Source organism: Nonomuraea jabiensis, from assembly GCF_014204795.1.
Taxonomy (GTDB): Bacteria; Actinomycetota; Actinomycetes; order Streptosporangiales; family Streptosporangiaceae; genus Nonomuraea; species Nonomuraea jabiensis.
Window position 1 is genome coordinate 9,632,031 of sequence record NZ_JACHMB010000001.1, and the last position, 17,959, is coordinate 9,649,989.

Sequence of the window (17,959 nt, forward strand, 5' to 3'; positions counted from 1 at the left end):
AGGTTCCGGTGCTTTCGATCAGACAGCCAAGGCAGACGCTCAAAAGCTCCGTCGGCGGCTGCTCATCGGGGCATGATCGAGGGCTGCACCTCCGGGCAGCGGACCCCGTTGGCCGGGACCGACTGCGAGATCAGGTAGCGGTCGATCGCGCCGATGGTGCATTCGCTCCGGCCGTACACGCCGTGCCCCGAGCCCTCGTAGGTGAGCACGCGGGCCTCGGCGCCGATCTGCTTGGCCGTGCTGAGGGTCCACGGGTAGCCGGTGGCGGGGTCGTGCAGCGAGGAGGCCAGCAGGATGGGCGGGGTGGCGTCCACCCGCAGCCGGTGCTGCGGGTTGGGAATGGGCGTGGGCTGCCCCAGGCAACCGGCGATCCGGCCCAGCGCGGGCGTGCTGTACCTCATGTCCCTGGCCGGCGCCGCCTGCCGGCGCAGGAGTGAGGCGTACTGGGGGTAGTCGGCGACCGGCAGGTGGAAGTCCTGGCAGAACACGGGCGTACTGACCTTCACCTCCTCGTCCTTCTCGGCGCTCGCCGCCCGGTACGGGCCGCCGGTGTCGATGGCCACCAGCATCTGGGCGAGTTCCGCCCAATTGGGGTTGTAGAGTCCGGCGAAAGCTGTGTCCACCAGCTCGTACGCGCCCAGGGGTACGTCCGGCAGACCAGGCTCGTGAAGCTCCCCGCGGTCGGCCCGCTCAAGAAGCCCTCTCCAGAACGCCCGGATGTCCTTGCCGTACAGCGCGCACGACGCCGTTGCCTCACACCAGGTGACGAACTGGTCGAACGCCCCCGCCGTCTGGCCGGCCGTGGTGCTCAGGTAGCTCGCGGTGTCCACGCTATGGTCGAAGTTCGAGTCGAGCGCGAGCGCCCTGACCTTGCCGGGGAAGCGCTCGGCGTATGCCTGGCCGATCAGAGTGCCGTGCGAGACGCCGTAGTAGGTGAGCTTGTCGTCGCCCAGCGCCGCCCGAAGAGCGTCCACGTCCCGCGCGACGTCCCGCGAGCTCACGCGGTCGTACAGCGGTCCGGTGCGGGCCCGGCAGTCCTCCCGCAGTCGCCGGTTGAACGACACCCAGGCGTCCATGTCCGCCTGGTTCTTTATGAGCGGGTGCGGACGTTCACGCACCAGGGCCGCCGAGCAGACCACCGGGTGACTGCGTCCCACCCCGCGCGGGTCGAATCCGACGATGTCGAAGCGACCGCGAAGCTCGGCGCTGAAGTAACTGCTGCCGTGCACCACGAAGTCGACACCGGAGGCGCCCGGCCCGCCTGGGTTGACGACCAAGGAGCCGACCCGGGCGGCGGGGACGGTGGCCTTGCGCCGGGCCACCGCCAGGTCGACGGTGGCGCCGCCGGGGGTGTCCCAGTCGATGGGCACCTTCAGCGTGCCGCATTCGGCGGTCGTGTCCTCGGCGCACGGTGCCCAGCTGATCGTCGGTGGGGAAGGGGCGGCACTGGCGACGCCCCCCGGGATCAGGCTGATGGCCAGGGACGAGACGGCTGCGAGCACGATGTGACTCTTCATGCGATCCTTCGTGGTCAACGATGAGACGTGCCTGGTGACCTCCAAGATCATGCGACCATCCACATAACCCCGCCATAACCGTTGGCTCCTGGGCGCACAGCTCGCCGGGCATTCGGTCGCGGGCTGGTCAGCGTGTGCATCCCGGCCACGCCCTCGGTGCCCGGCAGGTGGCGGGGACGGACGCCGGTCGCGACGACCACGGCCTCGTACGGCACGGGGTCGCCATCGGACAGCGCCACCGTCCGCCCGGCCCCGGCCACGCCCAGGTGCAGGTCCAGGTTCAGCGCGTCGATGTCCGCCCGCGAGCGCAGGGGGAGCCGGTCCGAGCAGATCCTGACCGGACAGTGGACACGCACCGACGCACCGACGATCACCACCCGGTTCACGACTCAAGCCTGATCATCGTCCGGATGACCTCAGCGTCCCCCGGAAGGGGAGCGGGCTCGAAACTCACCACCCGTCTCGTGACATTTACATCTGTCTGCCACGGGCCCTCGCGTGGAGGATCTGTTCGCATAACCCCACCTCAAAGGGAGCATTCATGACCGTCTCACCCGTGGCCAAGACCGTCCGGATCGTACGCACCTACGCGACCACCCCCGAGCACGTGTGGCGCCTGTGGACCACCAGTGCCGGGATCGAGTCCTGGTGGTCGCCCGACGGCTTCACGGTCAACGTCGGGAAGCTGGACCTGCGGCCCGGCGGCGAGCTGCGCTACACGATGACCGCGACCGCGCCCGAGCAGATCGCATTCATGGAGGGCGCCGGGCTGCCGCTGAGCACCGAGTCGCGCAAGACCTTCGTCGAGGTGGACGAGCCCACGCGGCTCTCCTACACCTCGCTGGCCGACTTCATCCCGGGGGTGGAGCCGTACGACTTCCTCACCGTGGTCGAGATCCGGCCCTCCGGCGACGGCGTCCAGGTCGTCATGACCATGGACGCGATGCACGACGAGGAGTGGACCCAGCGCCTGACGGCCGGCCGCGGCAACGAGCTGGACAACCTCGGCCGGGTCATCGAGACGGGAGAACTCTGATCCCCTCAGGCTCGTGGTGCGCACCATCTCGCCCATGAACGGCCACGACGCCGCCGCTCTCGCCCCCCGCCTGCGCCGCCGCACCATCGGAGCGGACCCGGGTCGGCGGCGGGCCGGCCCGTCCAGGACCCCCACCCGCGCCGGATCCGGCACCCGGCCGCGGCCTCTACTCTGGTCAGCCAGGATGCGAGGTCGGGCGGTGGGAGGATTGGCGGAGTTGTGGCGATCCGACCGCGTCGTCCGGCTGGCGCCGGTCGGCGCGGTCGCCTGCAGTGCCGCGCTGCCGGTGGTGCAGGTGCTGCTGGCGTTCAGCTACCTGGGCAACGACACCCGCACGGGGTTGTGGAGCCTCGCGGCGACGGGGACGTACCTGCCGCTGCACCTGCGCCATGTCTGGTACGCGGCACGCGCGCGGCGGCCGCCGGCCGGCGTGTGGACCTTCGCCGTGATGGCCGCCGTCATCCTCGGTGCCACTCCCTTGGCCGGGAACACGTGGCCGCGGTCGTACGCGGCCCTGGTGGTGTCGGCGCTGCTGGTGCTGCCGGTGCCGTGGTCGTACGTCGTGTACGTGACGGTGGCGGCCGCGGCGGCGCCGGTCGCCTACGCGCTGGGGCTGCCGTTGACGTCGGCGCCGTGGCTGCTGTTCTCGGTGCTGGCCGGGAGCGCGGCGCTGCTGCTGCTGGTCTGGCTCCCGGCCGCGCTGACACGGTTGCGGGCGGCCAGGGAGCTGCTCGCCCAGCAGGCGGTGGCGCAGGAACGCCGCCGCCTCGACGACGATCTGCGCCGCAGCCTCGGCCGCGCGCTGGAGTCGATCGCGGCGCGCGGCGAACAGGCCGGGCGCAAGCTCGGGGGAGCCGCGCCCGAGGGCCTGTCGGACGAGCTGGCCGCGCTCGCCGACGACTCCAGACGTACGCTCGCCGACGCCAGGCAGCGCGTCCGCGGCTACCGCCAGCCGTCGTTGCGCGCCGAGCTGGAGACCGCCGCGACCCTGCTGAGCGCCGCCGGCATCGAGACCCGCCTCGAGTTTCCTCGTAGTGGCGTGCCCGATGCCATCGCCCCGCGGTCCCGGGCCGAGCTGCGCGCGACGGTCACCCGGCTGCTGCGCGCCGACGCCGTACCGTCCTGCACGATCACGGTGACCGTCACGGACGGCCGCCTGCGGCTGGAGCTGCGCACCGGCGAGGCCACCGAGACGATCGAGATCCCGGCATGACCGCGTCCATCCCGCCCCGCTGGGTGCTGCGGCACCCGCACTGGCCGCTGATCGCCCTGCACGTGCCGCTCACCCTGCAGGTGCCGGTCTACACGATCCTCGGCATGGACGGCCCGCCCGGCAACCCGGTCGCCGCGATCCTGGGTGCCGCCGCGGCCGGCGCCATCCAGCTGCGGCACAGCCTCGCGGCCGCCCGGGGCGAGCGTCCCGCGGGCTGGCGCTGGAGCCTCGCGGTGCTGGTGCTGCTCGCGGACCTGCCGATCTGGTGGCTCGGCTCCAACTGGCAAGCCCTCGGGATCTTCGCACTCGCCTCGATGCTGACCTTGTTGCGCGGCGGCTGGGTGCTGGCGGCGGCCGCCACGCTGCAGTTGACGGCCCACGCCACGAGGGAGGTGGTGTCGATGCTGCAGAGCCAGAGCACGATCTCGCAGGCCCTCCTCCTGGGCATGTACGCGGTGGTCAGCTCCGGCCTGTACGCCGCGGCCCTGGTCGGTGGCGCCCGGCTGGTCCGGCTGCTGAACGAGCTGGACACCGCCCGTACCGAGCTGGCCGCGACCGCCGTCGGCGAGGAGCGGATCCGGGTCTCGCGCGACCTGCACGACCTGCTCGGCCAGAGCCTGTCGGCGATCTCCCTCAAGGGCGACCTGGCGCTGCGGCTGCTCACCAGGGACGTGGTCGCTGCCCGCGCCGAGATAGAGAGCCTGACCGGCGTGGCCCGCGACGCGCTGCACGACGTACGGGCGATCACGCGGGACCAGCATGCCGTGTCGCTGCGTACGGAGATCGACGGGGCGGCGGCCCTGCTCGGCGCCGCAGGCGTGGACACCCGGCTCGACGTGGCCGACCTGCGCTCGCTGCCCGCGTCCGCGCAGAGCGCTCTGGCCTGGGCCGTCAGAGAGGGCACCACGAACCTGCTGCGCCACAGCGAGGCCGGCTCCTGCACGATCACGCTTTCCCGGCAGTACGGGAGAATACGGCTGGAGATCGTCAACGACGGCGTCCGGAGCGTCGCCGGCGTCGAGAGTGGTTCCGGGCTCGCCGGGGTGGCCGAGCGGGCGGAAGCCGTGGCCGGTTCGTTCGAGGCCGGTGTCCGTGACGGCCGGTTCCGGCTGTCGGTCGAGGTTCCCGAGGAGGTCACGTGATCCGCGTGCTGATCGCCGAGGACATGCACATGATCAGGTCCGCGCTGGTCGCGTTGCTGTCGCTGGAGGACGACATGGAGGTGGTCGCCGAGATCGAGCGGGGGGACGAGGTGCTGGACGCCGCGCTGCGGGTACGCCCCGACGTCGCGGTGCTCGACATCGACATGCCGGGCCTGGACGGGCTGTCGGCGGCCGAGCAGCTGTCCGCGCGGCTTCCCGACTGCCGCACTCTCGTGCTGACGGGGCTCAGCCAGCCGGGCAACCTGCTGCGTGCGCTCAAGGTGCACGTGAAGGGCTTCATCGTGAAGGACGCCCCGGCGCAGACCCTCACGGACGGGATCAGGCGCATCGCGGCGGGGGAGCGGGTGATCGATCCCGAGCTCGTCGCCGCCGCTCTCGAGACCGGCAGCAGCCCGCTGACGGCCCGCGAGACCGAGGTGCTGCGCGCCGCGGCGAGCGGCAACCGCGTCGCCCAGATCGCCACCCAGCTCTCGCTCTCGCAGGCCACGGTGCGCAACTACCTGTCGAACGCGATCAGCAAGGTGGGCGGGCGCAACCGTATCGACGCCATCCGCATCTCCCGTGACGCCGGCTGGCTCTAGACAGGTCGGTGCCGTCCTGACAGGGCGAAGATCAGCGGTCGGGGGTGAGGACGGGTTTGACGTCCACGATCGGGGTCGCGTCGAGGGCTTCGAGGTTGCGGACGTGGACGCGCGTGCCGTCGATGGCGAGGATGTGGACGACGTGCAGGCCGATCGGGTTGGGGCGGTCGGGCGCGCGGGTGGCGAAGACGCCGGAGAGCGGCCGGGTGGCGTCGCCGCGCGGGTGCACGGTGAGCGTGTCGCGGTCGGCGCGGTCGAGCCAGGTGAGCAGTACGACGTCGGCACCCGGGGCCAGGCCGTCGAGGGCGGGGGCGTACCGATCGTCGAAGACGAGCCAGGCGTCGGGCGCTCCCTCGTCGGGCTGCCGGGGGGCCGCCGCCCGATCGGTCAGCGTCGACTCGACGCGCCCGATCGGGCGCAGGCTGTATTCGGTCAAGGGTCCTGGATCCTTTCCTGAGCGGCGCGTGCCGGCGGACGAGTGCGGGGCCTCACTCGGTCTCGGCCGCGGAGGCTTGCTCGATCGGGAAGAAAACCGGGCTGAGCAGGTATTGCGCGCGATCCGGCGCCGGCTGGTTGGCCAGCAGGGGCAAGATCACGCGCCGCAGCTCTATGATCATCTTCTCCAGCTCGTCGCGGTTGAGCCAGACGGCGTGCTGCCGGTAGCCGACCAGGTCCGCCGCCGGCTCGGCGTTGTCGCGGTCGAGGTAGGCGTTGAACTCGGCCACCAGCACGGCCATCGACGTGGCGAACACGCGCCGGTGGTCGTCGGCCGACAGCGCCGCGGCCGCTTCGGCGTCGACGACGACCCGGTCAAGGCGCAGCCGGTAGCGGCGTTCCACCGCGCCGCGCACGCGCCGCTCGTCGGCCACCTCCAGGATGCCGTTGGCCGCGAGCAGGTCGACGTGCCGGTAGATCATGGCCTTCGAGCTGTCGGGGATGCGGGCGCACAGCTGGGCGGTGGTGAGTTCGCGCCCTCCGCGCATCGCATGCACGATCCGCAGCCGTACCGGATGTGCCAGCAGTTCCAAGGTGTCCACCTGGCAACGGTCTCACGCCGTGCCACCATTCCACAAATATGAGAATGGTCCGGCGTGCGGGTACGGCTTCTGCGAGGCGGAAAGAGCAGGGGGAACATCCGCTCCCTGCCACTACCAGGTTATAGCGCAAGAGGGGGCTTGCCACAAGGCCCTGGTCGTACCGCACAATCGCCCTTCGACGCCGGAACGTACGGAAATCGGGGGCTGCGCGATGCGCATCGTGTTGGAGACCTACGGGTCACGCGGGGACGTCGAGCCGATGGTGGGGCTGGCGGTGCGGCTGCGGGCGCTCGGCGCCGAGGTGCGGGTGTGCGCGCCGCCGGACTTCGCGCAGCTGCTGGACGAGGCCGACGTGCCGCTGACTCCCGTCGCCTGGCCGATCCGCGCGCTGGCGACGGGTGCGATCCCCGGCAAGGAGAAGGCGGGCCTGGCCGACATCTCCGCCGAGCTGACCGCGATGGCCTACGAGGCGGTCGCCGGGGTGGCCGAGGGCTGCGCCGCCGTGGTGGCCACCGGCTCGTTCCCGGCCCTGGCCGGTACGCGGTCGACGGCCGAGAAGCTGGGCGTGCCCTACGTGTTCACGTCCTTCTCGCCGTGTTACCTGCCGTCGTCGCATCAACCGCCGCTCCGCCGGCCGGGCCAGGTGATCCCCCCTGAGGTGACCGGCAACCGGGAGCTGTGGGACCTGCACGCCGAGCACATGGAAACCCTGTTCGGCGAGACGGTCAACGCCCACCGGGCCTCGGTCGGCCTGCCGCCGGTGAGCGGCGTCCGCGACCACGTCTTCACCGGCCACCCGTTCCTGGCGGCCGACCCGGTCCTGGGCCCGTGGCAGGAGACGCCGGAGCTCGACGTGACGCAGACCGGCGCGTGGATCCGGCCGGACGAGCGCCCGCTCCCGGCCGGTCTGGAGGCGTTCCTGGCCGCCGGCGCGGAGCCGGTGTACGTGGGCTTCGGCAGCATGCCGATGCGGGGCGCGAGCGCGCCGGAGATCTCCCGGGCCGTCATCGAAGCGGTCCGGACGCAGGGCCGCCGCGTCCTGCTCGGCAGCGGCTGGGCCGACCTGGGCTCGATCGACGACCGGGACGACTGCTTCGTCGTCGGCGAGGTCAACCAGCAGGCGCTGTTCCGCCGGGTGGCCGCGGTCGTCCACCACGGCGGCGCGGGCACCACGACGACGGCGGCCCGTGCCGGGGCGCCGCAGGTGATCGTGCCCCAGGTCGCGGACCAGCCGTACTGGGCGGGCCGGGTGAGCGAGCTGGGCATCGGCACGGGACACGACGGTCCGACGCCGACCGCCGAATCCCTGTCGGCCGCACTCAAGATCGCCCTGGCCCCCGAGACGCGTGCCCGCGCGGCCGCCGTGGCCGGGACGGTCCGCACCGACGGGGCGGACCAGGCCGCGAAGCTCCTGCTCGACATGGTCGGCCGGAGCGGGTCCGCGCCGTCCGAGAGCTGATCCGTCCCTAATGGGGGAACGCCTTCGGCGGGCGGGGCGTCACCTCGTCGCGGAACGCCTCGATGACGGAGACGACCTGGCGCATGAGCACGGTGTCCTGGAGCCGGTCCAGGTAGAGCGAGCGCCGGGCCAGCGCGTCGAGGTCCACGGCGAAGTAGATGGCCATCAGCGGGTTGACGAACAGCTCGCTGCCCTTCGTCCTGTCGGTGAAGCGCACGTCCCCGAACTCGCCGCGTACGGCCGCCGCGATCGAGCCGTTCACGATGCTCGGGTACGCCGGCAGCTCCGCCTGGGCGTGGGCGACGGCGTCGAGGTAGAGCGCGCCCGCCTTCGTGGACCTGGAGACGGAGAACGCGCCCAGGTAGCCGCCGTCGCGTTCCAGGGCCGCCAGGTTCTCCAGGACCTGTACGTGGTTGACGCCGTGATAGGCGTCCACGCCGAAGCCCAGGCAGGCCACGATCTTCTCGGGGACGTCGAGGGCGTGGGCGGCGGCCAGGCTCGTCATGTCGTCGGCCGGGGTGCCGAGGCCGGCCTCGTCGCCGCGCATGAGGATGTCGGTGCCGCCGTCCACCAGGACGACCGCGTCCAGGTCGAGGTGCTCGGCGAGCTTGGCGTACGCGGCCCGCAGCGGGCGTACGCCCACCTTGGGGAAGGCGTACACGGTCGACGGCTGGCCGTGCGTGGCCAGCCAGCGGGACAGGCAGCCCTCGGGAAAGTACCAGTCGCGGGCCTCGGTGTCCGGGCGGATCTCCGCGACGTCCTCGAACAGCCAGACGTCGAGGTCGAGGGCGTCGAGGTGGCTGAACGACAGGTTCGCCAGGTGCACCTCCTTGCCGGCCTCCCGGAGGGTCAGGGCGAGGGGTAACCCGGCGTACACGTCGGAGCCTCCGCCCGCGCCGGCGACGAGGATCCGGCTGCAACGCTCAAGCCGGGCGGACAGGGGCGAGCCGAACATGCGTCACATCTTGCACTACGGACCTCGGCGGGCGCGGCGATCAATGTGGCAGAGTGCAGGGCATGAAGCCCGATTTGCGTCTCGACGTTCCGGCGGACTTCGACGACTCCGATGCCGACTCCCAGGTCCATCCGATCGCCAGGTTGCTGTTCCCCGCCCGGACTGCCGCGGAAGCGTTCGGCAAGGCCCAGGAGTGGGTGGGGGCTCACAACGTTTTCCTGGTGGACGTCTCGTGGGATTACGCGACCGGTGAGGCGGAGCCGTTCGTCCTGAGCATCTACTTCGTCTTCGAGGACGATTCCGAGCCGGCCTGAGCCACGGCCTGGTGCCGGGGGAGGGTGAGGGTCAGGATCGCCCCGCCTCCGGGGGCGTTGGCGGCGGTGAGGGTGCCGCCGTGCAGGCGCGCGTTCTCGGCGGCGATGGCCAGGCCCAGGCCGCTGCCCTCGGTGCGGGTACGGGCGGCGTCGCCCTTGGTGAACCGGTCGAAGACGTGCGGCAGGAGGTCGGCGGGGATGCCGGGCCCGTCGTCGGAGACGGTGACGGCGATCCGGTCGGCACCGGCCCGGACCTGGATGCGTACCGACACCGCCGGGCCGCCGTGCCGCAGCGCGTTGCCGACGAGGTTGGCGAGGATGACGTCGACCCGGCGCGGGTCGAGGCGGGCGCGCAGGCCCGGGGGAGTGTCGGTGCGGACCCGGTCGTGCCAGTGCCGCAGATCGAGCGTCTTGGCGATGAGCTCGCCCAGGTCGACCTCGTCGAGATTCAGTACGGCGGCGCCGGCGTCGAAGCGGGACACCTCGATCAGGTCCTCGACCAGGCGGGTGAGCTTCCGGGTCTCGTCGGAGACCAGCTGCAGCGCCTCGGCGGTGAGCGGTGCGAGGCGGCCGGAGGCGGCGTCGGCGTCGAGGACTCCGGTCACGGCGCTCATGGCCGCCAGCGGCGTACGAAGCTCGTGGGAGACGTCGGCGGCGAAGCGGCGCGCCCGCGCTTCCATGTCGCGCAGCGTGGCCGCGTCGGCCTGGAGGGTGGCCGCCATGGTGTTGAACGTGCGGCCGAGGTCGGCGAGTTCGTCGTCGCCGGTGACGCTCACGCGGGTGTCCAGGCTGCCTGCCGCCATCTGTTCCGCGGCCGTGCGCAGCCGCCGTACCGGTCGCAGGAGTCTGCGCGCGGCCAGCAGGGCGGGGACGATGGAGGCCAGGGCGACGGGGAGGGCTCCGGCGCGGGCGGCGGCCGCCAGGCTGTCGACGTCCTGCTGCTGGGAGGCCAGGGAGAGGGAGGCGTAGACGACGAGCGGCGGGGAGCCGTGCGGGCGGGCGGCGGCGGTGACGGGAAGGGACACGGCCAGCCAGGGGGCCTGGGCGTGGTGGAAGCGCTGGGCCAGCGCGGTGCGCGCCGAGGCGGCCTGGTCGCGCAGTTGCGCGGGCAGCGGCGGCGCCTGCTTCCCGGCGGCGATGAGCGGGCCGCCGCGGTAGGACAGGGCGGTGTGCCAGCCCCGCGTGCCCGCCGCCAGGTCCAGTTGCCGGGCCAGCTTGCGCAGGTCCGCCTCGGCGGGGTCGGCGGGCAGGTCGGGCGTCCGGGAGGTGAGGTGGGCGCGCAGTTCCTGCAGGACGTCGGCCTGGGCGCGTTCGACGATCGCGGCGTGGCCCTGGCGGTAGGTGATCGCGGCGGCGGTCAGCGCGCTGACCGTGGAGACCAGCAGGAACACCAGGACCAGCTGGGCCCTCAGGCCGCGTGCGCGGGCGAGGCGGATCACAGCGGCCCGAACCGGTAGCCGAAGCCGCGCACGGTCTGGATGTAGCGGGGGTTGCGGGGGTCGTTCTCGATCTTGGCGCGCAGCCGCATCACGCACGCGTCGACCAGCCGGTAGTCGCCGTGGAAGCTGTGTTCCCAGACCTGTTCGAGGAGCTGCTGGCGGCTGAAGGTCTGCTCGGGCGCGGCCGTCAGGAACAGCAGCAGCTTCAGCTCCGTCGGCGCCAGCGCGAGTTCCTCGCCGTGCTTGAGCACGCGCAGGGCGACCCGGTCGACGAGCAGGTCGCCGTGGGTGGTGCGGGCCTGGTCGGAGGAGGCGGGCTGGGCGGTACGGCGCAGCACCGCGCGCATCCGGGCTTCGATGACCTCGGTGCTGGCAGGCTTGATCACGTAGTCGTCGGCCCCGGCCTCCAGTCCCACGACGACGTCCACGTCATCGTCGCGCGCGGACAGGATCACGATGGGCACCTGGCTGAAGGCGCGGATGCGGCGGCAGGTCTCCAGACCGCTCATGCCGGGCAGCATGAGGTCGAGCAGGACGAGGTCGGGCGCGCTCGCGACGAGTTCGGCCAGTCCTTCCTCGCCGGTCGAGACGAGCAGGGTCTCGTGGCCTCTGTGGCGCAGGCCGAGGCTCACGCCGCGGCGTACGGCCGGGTCGTCTTCTATCACCAGGACGCGGGTCACGAGGAGGCCCCCTGATGGGCCGGGACGGCCGACCCGCTCTCGTCGCACCTGACCGGCCAGGGCGGGCCCGGCATGCCGGGCTCGAACACCTCGATGACGGGGTCGTCGCCGACGCCCGGGGCCTCGGCGGCCGTACAGACCAGCTGGCTCACCGCCGCCGGGCGCAGGTCACGCACCAGCCACGGCAGACGCAGCTGTACGCGGCCCTTGACCGTCGTGGCCCGGACCGGCTGGGGCGCCGAGGGGAGTTGCGTGATCAGCCCCCGGGCCCGCTCGGCCGCCGTGGGACCGTCGAGCAGCGCGTCCATGGCCTGTTGCAGCCGGGCGCCGGCCGGTGCCGGCCGGGAGACCGGCCAGGTGCCCTGGGGCGTGACGAAGTACACCCGCAGCGAGCTGCCGACGTCTTCGGTCAGGCCGCCTTGGACCGGGGCACCGGCGGGGCTCACCTCAGAGTCGCTGATTCCGCAGCCCGCCAGCGTCGCCGCCGCGACCAGGCCGGCCGCCACGTGGCGTAAGAGCCTCGGCATGTGTCCGTCCCTCCGTTGCCTGGCGCGAACTGTCCGGCCATGACTGGCTGAGCCTGCTCACGTCGACCGTCCCGGCGCCGGGCCGCGGCCGCGGCCGCGGGATCGCCGCCCACAGCCCCGCCGCCATGACCGCCGTGGCGGCCAGTGCCGCCCATCCGCGCCGCCCGGTGGCCCAGCCGGTGCGCAGCCGTACCGGATCTTCGACGGTGGCCTTCGAGACTACCGCAGCCAGCAGTGACAGCCCGGCCGCGGTGATCGTCCAGCCCCAGCCGTCGAGCCCGGCCACCGGCCGGGGCAGCAGCAGGTAGACCGGCCAGTGCCACAGGTACAGGCTGTAGGACAGCTCGCCCAGCCGGCGCGGCACGGTGCTGCCGATCACCCGGCCCGCCAGGCCGTCCGGCGCGTGGGCCAGGAGCGCGATCAGCGCGGCGCCGCCCAGGGAGTGCGCGAACATCCCGCCCTGGAACAGGCCGGGGGCCTTTTCCCCGCCGGTCAGCAGCCACGAGACCGACAGCCCGCACAGCAGCAGGACGCAGATCGCGTCCACGGCGGTGCGTGACAGGCCGCTCACCGCGTCCTGGACGGGCGCCGTGGCGGCGGCCGCGCCGAGGAGCAGGGAGAAGGCCCGGGTGTCGGTGCCCTCGTAGGCGCGGGTGGTGTCCACGGCCGCCCCGAGCCTGACCATGAGCAGGAGCGAGACGAGCGCACCGGCCACCGCGACGAGCGCCACCCGCCGGTGCCCGCCGGGCCCTCTCCCGGCCAGGGCCACCATCAAGGGCCAGGCCAGGTAGAACTGCCATTCGACGCCGATGCTCCACAGGTGGGCGAACAGGCGGGTGCCGGAGGCGTTCCAGTAGCCGATCTGCTCGCCGATGAAGTGCCAGTTCACGCTCTGGACGGCCACCCACGGCGCGTCCTGGAGGGCGTACCTCAGCAGGTCCGGGCCGGCGAACGCCCAGGCCAGCAGGAGCGTCGAGGTGACCATGACGGTCAGCGCGGGCAGGAGGCGGCGGGCCCTGCGCTCCCAGAAGGCCACCAGGCGCAGGCCGCCGCTCCTGCCGAGCTCCTCCAGCAGCAGGCCCGTGATCAGGAAGCCGGACAGGACGAAGAACAGGTCGACGCCCAGGAACCCGCCGCGCAGGTGACCGGCGTGAAACAGCAGGACCCCGGCGACAGCGAACCCGCGCAGCCCGTCGAGCGCGCCGACATGCGCGCGGCGCGGGGCGGACGTCGTGGCTCCCATCAGCCGCAGCCGAGTTTGGCGAAGCGCTCGTCGCCGGTCCACGGCCCGGTGGCCCAGGCGGCGGGGGCGGCCGGGGTGAAGCCGGCCCGCTCGCCGAGCTGCTTGGCGAACCAGGTGGCGAAGGCCGCCGACCCCTGCTGGCAGGAGTGGATGCCGTCCTTGGCGCGCTGGGCCTTGGTGGCCGCGTAGTCGCTTCCCCACAGCGCGGAGGCGTCCAGGTAGCGGCCGGGCGCGGCCTTGGCGGCCATCGCCGGCGCGCTCTTGATCGCGTTCTCGTGGGGCTTGAAGAAGTCGTCGATCTTGAACGGCGGGGCGGACACCAGCACGAGCTCGGCGCCGGCGTCCTCGGCCGTCCGGGAGAGCTTCTGGTAGGCCGACAGTTGCTGGCGGGGGGTGCCCCAGTCGTAGGTGGTGATCTGGTAGGCGATCACCGTGGGCCGGAAGGAGGCGAGGTTGTCCTTCAGCGTCTTCCAGGTCTCCTTGGCCGCCATGGCCGTCACCTCGTGGTCGCCGGCGACGACGTTGCCGCCGCCGGCGGACGTGGCGTTCTTGAACGCCACGCCCGCGGCCTGCAGCGCCGCCTCCAGCGCCGGGGCCTGCGCGCCGGCGATGGAGTCACCCATCCAGAGCACCCGGACGCCGGTGGCGGCCCGCGGGGTCCCCGTGCCGGAGGAGGTGGTGGTGGCCGCGCCGCAACCCGCGAGGGTGAGTCCGGCCGCGACGGCCAGGATCAGGAGGTTCGTCGATCGCATGGCCAGCAGGCAATCAGACGGATGCGGAGCTCAGCCGGGTTGTCATCGTTTCATCACACGATGCGGGAACGGCCGTCACGAAGGCCGCGAGCCTGAGCGGCCGGCTCACTCCGTCGGCGGGGTCCAGGGTTGAAGGGTCTGCGGGTCGAACGGCATGGAGATGTGTTCGTGCGTGATCAGCCACTTGCCGCCGGACCGGCGGCAGCAGACCGTTGAACGTACCCACATCGCGCGATCAGAGCCGTTCTTCAGCGTTCCGGTGTCCAGGTGGAGCATGTGCGCGAACGCGACGTCTCCGTTGACCGCGATGTTGAGTTCGTGCGTTTCCAGGCCGATGGGGCCGTCATATTCGTCGAACCACCGCACGAAGTTGCGGCGGACCTCGCCGGACCCCGCGAACTGGAGCGGGGGCACGACATCGTAATAAACGATGTCGGGAGAATAGTGCGACATGAGCCGGTCAATGTCCTTCACCTGGCAGGCATCGACCCGGCCGTCCAAGAAGGCCAGAAACTCGGAATCGTTCGTGGTCATTGCATTCTCCGTTCAACAAAATCTTCGGTGTCAGGCGGCGCGGCCGGCCTTGAGCAAGGCGGCGGTGTCGACGACCCGGCGGGCCTGGTGGCGGGCCGCGTCCAGGGGCACGTCGCCGGGCGCGCCGTCGCCGGTCACGTGGGAGGTGCCGTACGGGTTGCCTGACTGGAACTGGATGGGGTCGGTGTAGCCGGGGGGCACGATGATGCCGCCCCAGTGGTAGAACGTGTTCCCCAGCGCCAGGATGGTGGATTCCTGCCCGCCGTGGGCGGTGTTGGAGGCGGTGAAAGCCGAGTACACCTTGTCGGCGAGTTTGCCCTGGAACCACAGGGGCCCGGTGGTGTCGATGAACGCCCTGAGCTGGCTGGCCGGGTTGCCGAAGCGGGTGGGCGTACCGAACAGCACCGCGTCGGCCCAGTCCAGGTCGTCGAGGCCGGCCTGGACGATGTCGGCGGTGTCCTGAATGTGCTGGGACCACGCCGGATTAGCGCTGATCGCCTCCGGCGGAGCCGTTTCGGCGACCTTGCGCAGCCGCACGTGGGCGCCGGCCTTTTCCGCACCTTCGGCGGCGGCTCGCGCCAGGGCATGAATGGTGCCGGTGGCACTGTAGTAAATGATCGCGAGATTGACGGGTGCCATGGTCGGTTCCTTTCGCAACATTCGTCTCAGTAATTACGACGACGAAGCCGTGCGAAATGTCAGGCGGTCGAAGTGCGGTGGCCCGATGGGGCCGCGCGTCAGGCCGTCCACGGCCGGAGCTTGTCCGGATTGCGTACGGCCCACAGGTGCTTGACCCGCTCGCCGGCGACGTCGAACGCCATGACCAACACGGTCTCGCCGTCCTGCTGGGCCGCCAGGCCGGGCTGACCGTTGACCGTACGCTCCAGGATCACGAGGTCGGGTGCCAGGTCGGCGATCTCGACCAGGTAGCGCGCGATCCGCTCGCTGCCCTCCACCGGCTGCAGCCTGGCGCTGACCAGGCCGCCGCCGTCGGCGACCGCCCTGGCGTCGGGGGCGAGCAGGCCGACGAGGGCGTCGATGTCCTTGGCTTCCCAGGCCCGCTTGAAGTCCCTCACGATGCCGGCCTGCCGGGCCTCCGGCGTCACGGACGTCTCCGACTCGCGGATGCGCCGGCGCGCCGAGGAGGCGAGCTGGCGGCAGGCCGCCGGGGTACGGCCGACGACCTCGGCCACCTCGGCGAAGGAGTAGCGGAAGACGTCATGCAGGACGAACGCCACGCGCTCGGCCGGGGTCATCGCTTCGAGCACGACGAGGAACGCCATGGCGACCGACTCGTCGAGGGTGATCCGGTCGGCGGGGTCACCCGGCCGCGCGCCGGTCCACTCCGTACGGTCGGGCAGCGGCTCGGGAACCCACTCGCCCACGTAGCTTTCGCGGCGGACCCGGGCCGAGCCGAGCAGGTCCAGGCAGATGCGGCCGGCGACCTTGGTCAGCCAGGCGCCGGGGCTCTCGATGGCCTCCTGCTGCCGGCGGGTCATGGCGTACCAGCGGGTGTAGGTCTCCTGCACGACGTCCTCGGCGTCGGCCAGGGAGCCGAGCAGCCGGTAGGCGAGGTTGATGAGCTGACGCCGCTCGCTCACGATCGCGCTCAGGCTCGGATCGAGCCGGTCGTCTCCTGGCTCGGATCGGGTGGTCATGGTGTGCCGTCTTTCCTTGTCGCAGCCGCTCTCACTATTACGACGAGACAACACCGTGGAATGTGAGGGCGGCGCCTGCTTGTCGCGCCCGGGCCGCCTCGTTGCGCCATGCGTACGTCTACCGAAAGGACGACCGGGCAGCTTCGGCGAACGCCCGCAGTTCGCCGGGGATGTCGGGTCCGGCCGGGACATACACGACCTCGGTGACCCCGGCGGCACCCGCTTCGTCGAACCGGGCGGCGATGGAGGCGGCATCGCCGGTCCAGCCCGGCTCCAGGGCCGCCAGCCCGGCGGCGGTCACGACGTCGCGATCGCGGTCGGTCAGCCGGGACAGATGGCCCTGATGGGCGATGAGATGCCGTTCGCGCTCGGGACGTTCGGCTTCGAGCGAGGTGCGCCAGGCCCTTCCGCCCGGCATGGCGTCGACCGCGGCGCCCGCTTTCTGCCATACGGCGTGGACGATGCTGGCGTAGCCGGGGCCGGCGGCCTCGATGACGCGCCGGCTGGTGTGATCCTCGCCCGGGCGCAGGACGGTGCCGAACCTCAGCACCGCGCACTGGGCCCATCCGTGATCGCCGTCCGCCGGGACGCTGGTCATGACGACGCCGGGCGCGTCGAGCTCCCGGGCCGCGGCGAATCCCTTCGGCCCGGAGGCGGCCACCCACAGGGGCACCTCCATTGGACGCGGAGGTGCGAATCCGGGCAGGTGCATCAGCTGGCACGGCCGGCCGTCGATCTCGACGACCTCGCCGTCGAGAAGCGCCCGTACCTGGCGGACGTAGCGGACGGTGTCGGCCCAGGGGACGGGCTGCTGCCCGAGCGCGTGCCGTGCGGTGTAGCCGGTCCCGACGGCGACGATGAGCCGGCCGGGCGCCAGCTCATGGACCGAGCCGATGGCCGAGGCGGTCACCATCGGATGGCGCAGGTCCGGGACGGCGACCCCCGTGGCGAGCCCGATCCGGTCGGTCCCGGACGCGATGCGGGCCAGCGCCACCCACAGGTCGCCGTGCAGCGCCGGTGAGTCGAACAGCCAGACGCGCCGGTAGCCGAGCCGTTCGGCGAACCTGGCCGTGTCGACGACCTCGGCGGTTGGTGCGAGCGCGCAGGAGTAGTGGGGACGAGTCGTCATGAGGCTTCCCACAGGGCCCCTCTGCTTCCGGTTTCAGGACAGATGTCCTGAACCTTAGGACGCTCGTCCTGAAAGCGCAATGTGCCGGTACGCTCCTGTCCATGGAAATCCGGGAGCGGCAGTGGTCGCCGAACCAGCGGGCCAGACAGGAGCAGATCATTGAGGCGGCCATGGAGATCCTGGCCCGTGACGGCCTGGCGGCGTGCACGGCGCGCGCGGTGGCCGAGGCGGGCCCGCTGACGAAAAGCGCCATCCACTACTACTTCGACGACATGGACGAGATCATCGACGCCGCGATGGCACGTCACATGAGCGGGTGTCTCGACCGCATCGCCGAGGCGTCGAGCCGGCACGACAGCCCTCTCGACCGCTTCTGGGCCGCCGTCCAGGCCTATCTCGAGATCTTCGCCCGGCGGCCGAACGCCGCGTTCCTGTGGTTCAGCTACTGGGTGGACGTGGGGCAGAAGGGCCGCATGGAGCCGATCGACCGCATGCACCAGGCGATGATCGGTGTACTGCGTGACCTGCTGGCCGGTATCCCGGTCGACGACGCGCCCGCGCGAGCCCACGCGTTGTTCTCCTACCTGCTGGGCACGCTCATGCAGCAGGCCGTACGACCGTTGCCGTTCGCCGAGCTGAGGCCGCAGATCGCCACCGTGTGCGGCCTCGACCCGGCCCTCTCGACCGGCGGGGCCGGGCGGCGTCGTCAGCGCTGACAGCCG

At 71.9% G+C, this 17,959-nt stretch carries 21 protein-coding genes; 7 read left to right on the plus strand and 14 right to left on the minus strand.

What is annotated here, in order from left to right; translation table 11 throughout:
- Window positions 1-62 precede the first annotated feature (62 nt).
- Window positions 63-1,517, minus strand: coding sequence for an alpha/beta hydrolase (locus HD596_RS44005; RefSeq protein WP_185075309.1), 1,455 nt, complete (start codon window positions 1,515-1,517; stop codon window positions 63-65).
- Window positions 1,518-1,564: 47 nt separating this feature from the next.
- Complete coding sequence (locus HD596_RS44010) at window positions 1,565-1,903, minus strand: hypothetical protein (RefSeq protein WP_185075310.1); 339 nt, start codon at window positions 1,901-1,903, stop codon at window positions 1,565-1,567.
- 155 nt (window positions 1,904-2,058) lie between these two features.
- Between HD596_RS44010 and HD596_RS44015 the strand changes: the two genes are divergently transcribed.
- The 4 genes from HD596_RS44015 to HD596_RS44030 all read left to right on the plus strand — a co-directional run bounded on the left by HD596_RS44015 (window position 2,059) and on the right by HD596_RS44030 (window position 5,510).
- Complete coding sequence (locus tag HD596_RS44015) at window positions 2,059-2,553, plus strand: SRPBCC family protein (protein WP_185075311.1); 495 nt, start codon at window positions 2,059-2,061, stop codon at window positions 2,551-2,553.
- A 217-nt stretch (window positions 2,554-2,770) separates the two neighbouring features.
- Window positions 2,771-3,766, plus strand: a complete 996-nt coding sequence (locus HD596_RS44020) for a sensor histidine kinase (protein ID WP_185075312.1) — start codon at window positions 2,771-2,773, stop codon at window positions 3,764-3,766.
- A complete protein-coding gene (locus tag HD596_RS44025) occupies window positions 3,763-4,908 on the plus strand; it encodes a sensor histidine kinase (RefSeq protein ID WP_185075313.1) in 1,146 nt (381 codons plus the stop codon). The genes HD596_RS44020 and HD596_RS44025 overlap by 4 nt, the downstream gene beginning before the upstream one ends.
- Window positions 4,905-5,510, plus strand: coding sequence for a response regulator transcription factor (locus HD596_RS44030; RefSeq protein ID WP_185075314.1), 606 nt, complete (start codon window positions 4,905-4,907; stop codon window positions 5,508-5,510). The genes HD596_RS44025 and HD596_RS44030 overlap by 4 nt, the downstream gene beginning before the upstream one ends.
- A 31-nt stretch (window positions 5,511-5,541) precedes the next feature.
- On the opposite strand, the gene tsaA is transcribed toward HD596_RS44030, so the two are convergent.
- Complete coding sequence (tsaA, locus tag HD596_RS44035; RefSeq protein ID WP_185075315.1) at window positions 5,542-5,946, minus strand: tRNA (N6-threonylcarbamoyladenosine(37)-N6)-methyltransferase TrmO; 405 nt, start codon at window positions 5,944-5,946, stop codon at window positions 5,542-5,544.
- Between the two features lie 52 nt (window positions 5,947-5,998).
- Window positions 5,999-6,547 (minus strand): helix-turn-helix domain-containing protein, encoded by a 549-nt coding sequence (locus HD596_RS44040; RefSeq protein WP_185075316.1) that lies wholly within the window; start codon window positions 6,545-6,547, stop codon window positions 5,999-6,001.
- A 211-nt stretch (window positions 6,548-6,758) separates the two neighbouring features.
- Here HD596_RS44040 and HD596_RS44045 point away from each other — a divergent pair, with 211 nt between their 5' ends.
- Window positions 6,759-8,006: a glycosyltransferase gene (locus HD596_RS44045; protein ID WP_185075317.1), complete on the plus strand. Its 1,248-nt coding sequence runs from the start codon at window positions 6,759-6,761 to the stop codon at window positions 8,004-8,006.
- Between the two features lie 7 nt (window positions 8,007-8,013).
- Here the strand turns inward: HD596_RS44045 and HD596_RS44050 are convergent, their stop codons facing one another.
- Window positions 8,014-8,961 carry a DUF1152 domain-containing protein gene (locus HD596_RS44050; protein WP_185075318.1) on the minus strand — a complete coding sequence of 316 codons (948 nt, stop codon included), beginning with the start codon at window positions 8,959-8,961 and terminating at the stop codon, window positions 8,014-8,016.
- A gap of 62 nt (window positions 8,962-9,023) precedes the next feature.
- Between HD596_RS44050 and HD596_RS44055 the strand changes: the two genes are divergently transcribed.
- Window positions 9,024-9,275 (plus strand): hypothetical protein, encoded by a 252-nt coding sequence (locus HD596_RS44055; RefSeq protein ID WP_185075319.1) that lies wholly within the window; start codon window positions 9,024-9,026, stop codon window positions 9,273-9,275.
- Here HD596_RS44055 and HD596_RS44060 read toward each other — a convergent pair.
- From HD596_RS44060 to HD596_RS44100, 9 genes are all read right to left on the minus strand, one after another.
- Entirely contained in the window at window positions 9,239-10,714 is a 1,476-nt protein-coding gene (locus HD596_RS44060) for a sensor histidine kinase (protein WP_313046330.1), read from the minus strand. The two genes, HD596_RS44055 and HD596_RS44060, sit on opposite strands and share 37 nt — an antisense overlap.
- Window positions 10,711-11,394 (minus strand): response regulator transcription factor, encoded by a 684-nt coding sequence (locus HD596_RS44065; RefSeq protein WP_185075321.1) that lies wholly within the window; start codon window positions 11,392-11,394, stop codon window positions 10,711-10,713. Before HD596_RS44065 ends, HD596_RS44060 begins: the two co-directional genes overlap by 4 nt.
- Window positions 11,391-11,921, minus strand: a complete 531-nt coding sequence (locus tag HD596_RS44070; protein WP_221519840.1) for a GerMN domain-containing protein — start codon at window positions 11,919-11,921, stop codon at window positions 11,391-11,393. Before HD596_RS44070 ends, HD596_RS44065 begins: the two co-directional genes overlap by 4 nt.
- On the minus strand, window positions 11,842-13,164 hold the full coding sequence (locus HD596_RS44075; protein WP_185075322.1) for an acyltransferase family protein: 1,323 nt from the start codon (window positions 13,162-13,164) through the stop codon (window positions 11,842-11,844). The genes HD596_RS44070 and HD596_RS44075 overlap by 80 nt, the downstream gene beginning before the upstream one ends.
- Window positions 13,164-13,916, minus strand: a complete 753-nt coding sequence (locus HD596_RS44080; protein ID WP_185075323.1) for an SGNH hydrolase domain-containing protein — start codon at window positions 13,914-13,916, stop codon at window positions 13,164-13,166. The genes HD596_RS44075 and HD596_RS44080 overlap by 1 nt, the downstream gene beginning before the upstream one ends.
- Window positions 13,917-14,021: 105 nt before the next feature.
- Window positions 14,022-14,450, minus strand: coding sequence for a YybH family protein (locus HD596_RS44085; RefSeq protein WP_185075324.1), 429 nt, complete (start codon window positions 14,448-14,450; stop codon window positions 14,022-14,024).
- Window positions 14,451-14,480: 30 nt separating this feature from the next.
- Window positions 14,481-15,089: an NAD(P)H:quinone oxidoreductase gene (gene wrbA / locus HD596_RS44090; RefSeq protein WP_185075325.1), complete on the minus strand. Its 609-nt coding sequence runs from the start codon at window positions 15,087-15,089 to the stop codon at window positions 14,481-14,483.
- A gap of 98 nt (window positions 15,090-15,187) precedes the next feature.
- A complete protein-coding gene (gene sigJ, locus HD596_RS44095; protein ID WP_185075326.1) occupies window positions 15,188-16,108 on the minus strand; it encodes an RNA polymerase sigma factor SigJ in 921 nt (306 codons plus the stop codon).
- Window positions 16,109-16,226: 118 nt separating this feature from the next.
- Complete coding sequence (locus tag HD596_RS44100) at window positions 16,227-17,237, minus strand: LLM class flavin-dependent oxidoreductase (RefSeq protein WP_185075327.1); 1,011 nt, start codon at window positions 17,235-17,237, stop codon at window positions 16,227-16,229.
- 101 nt (window positions 17,238-17,338) lie between these two features.
- Here HD596_RS44100 and HD596_RS44105 point away from each other — a divergent pair, with 101 nt between their 5' ends.
- A complete protein-coding gene (locus HD596_RS44105; RefSeq protein ID WP_185075328.1) occupies window positions 17,339-17,953 on the plus strand; it encodes a TetR/AcrR family transcriptional regulator in 615 nt (204 codons plus the stop codon).
- Window positions 17,954-17,959 lie beyond the last annotated feature (6 nt).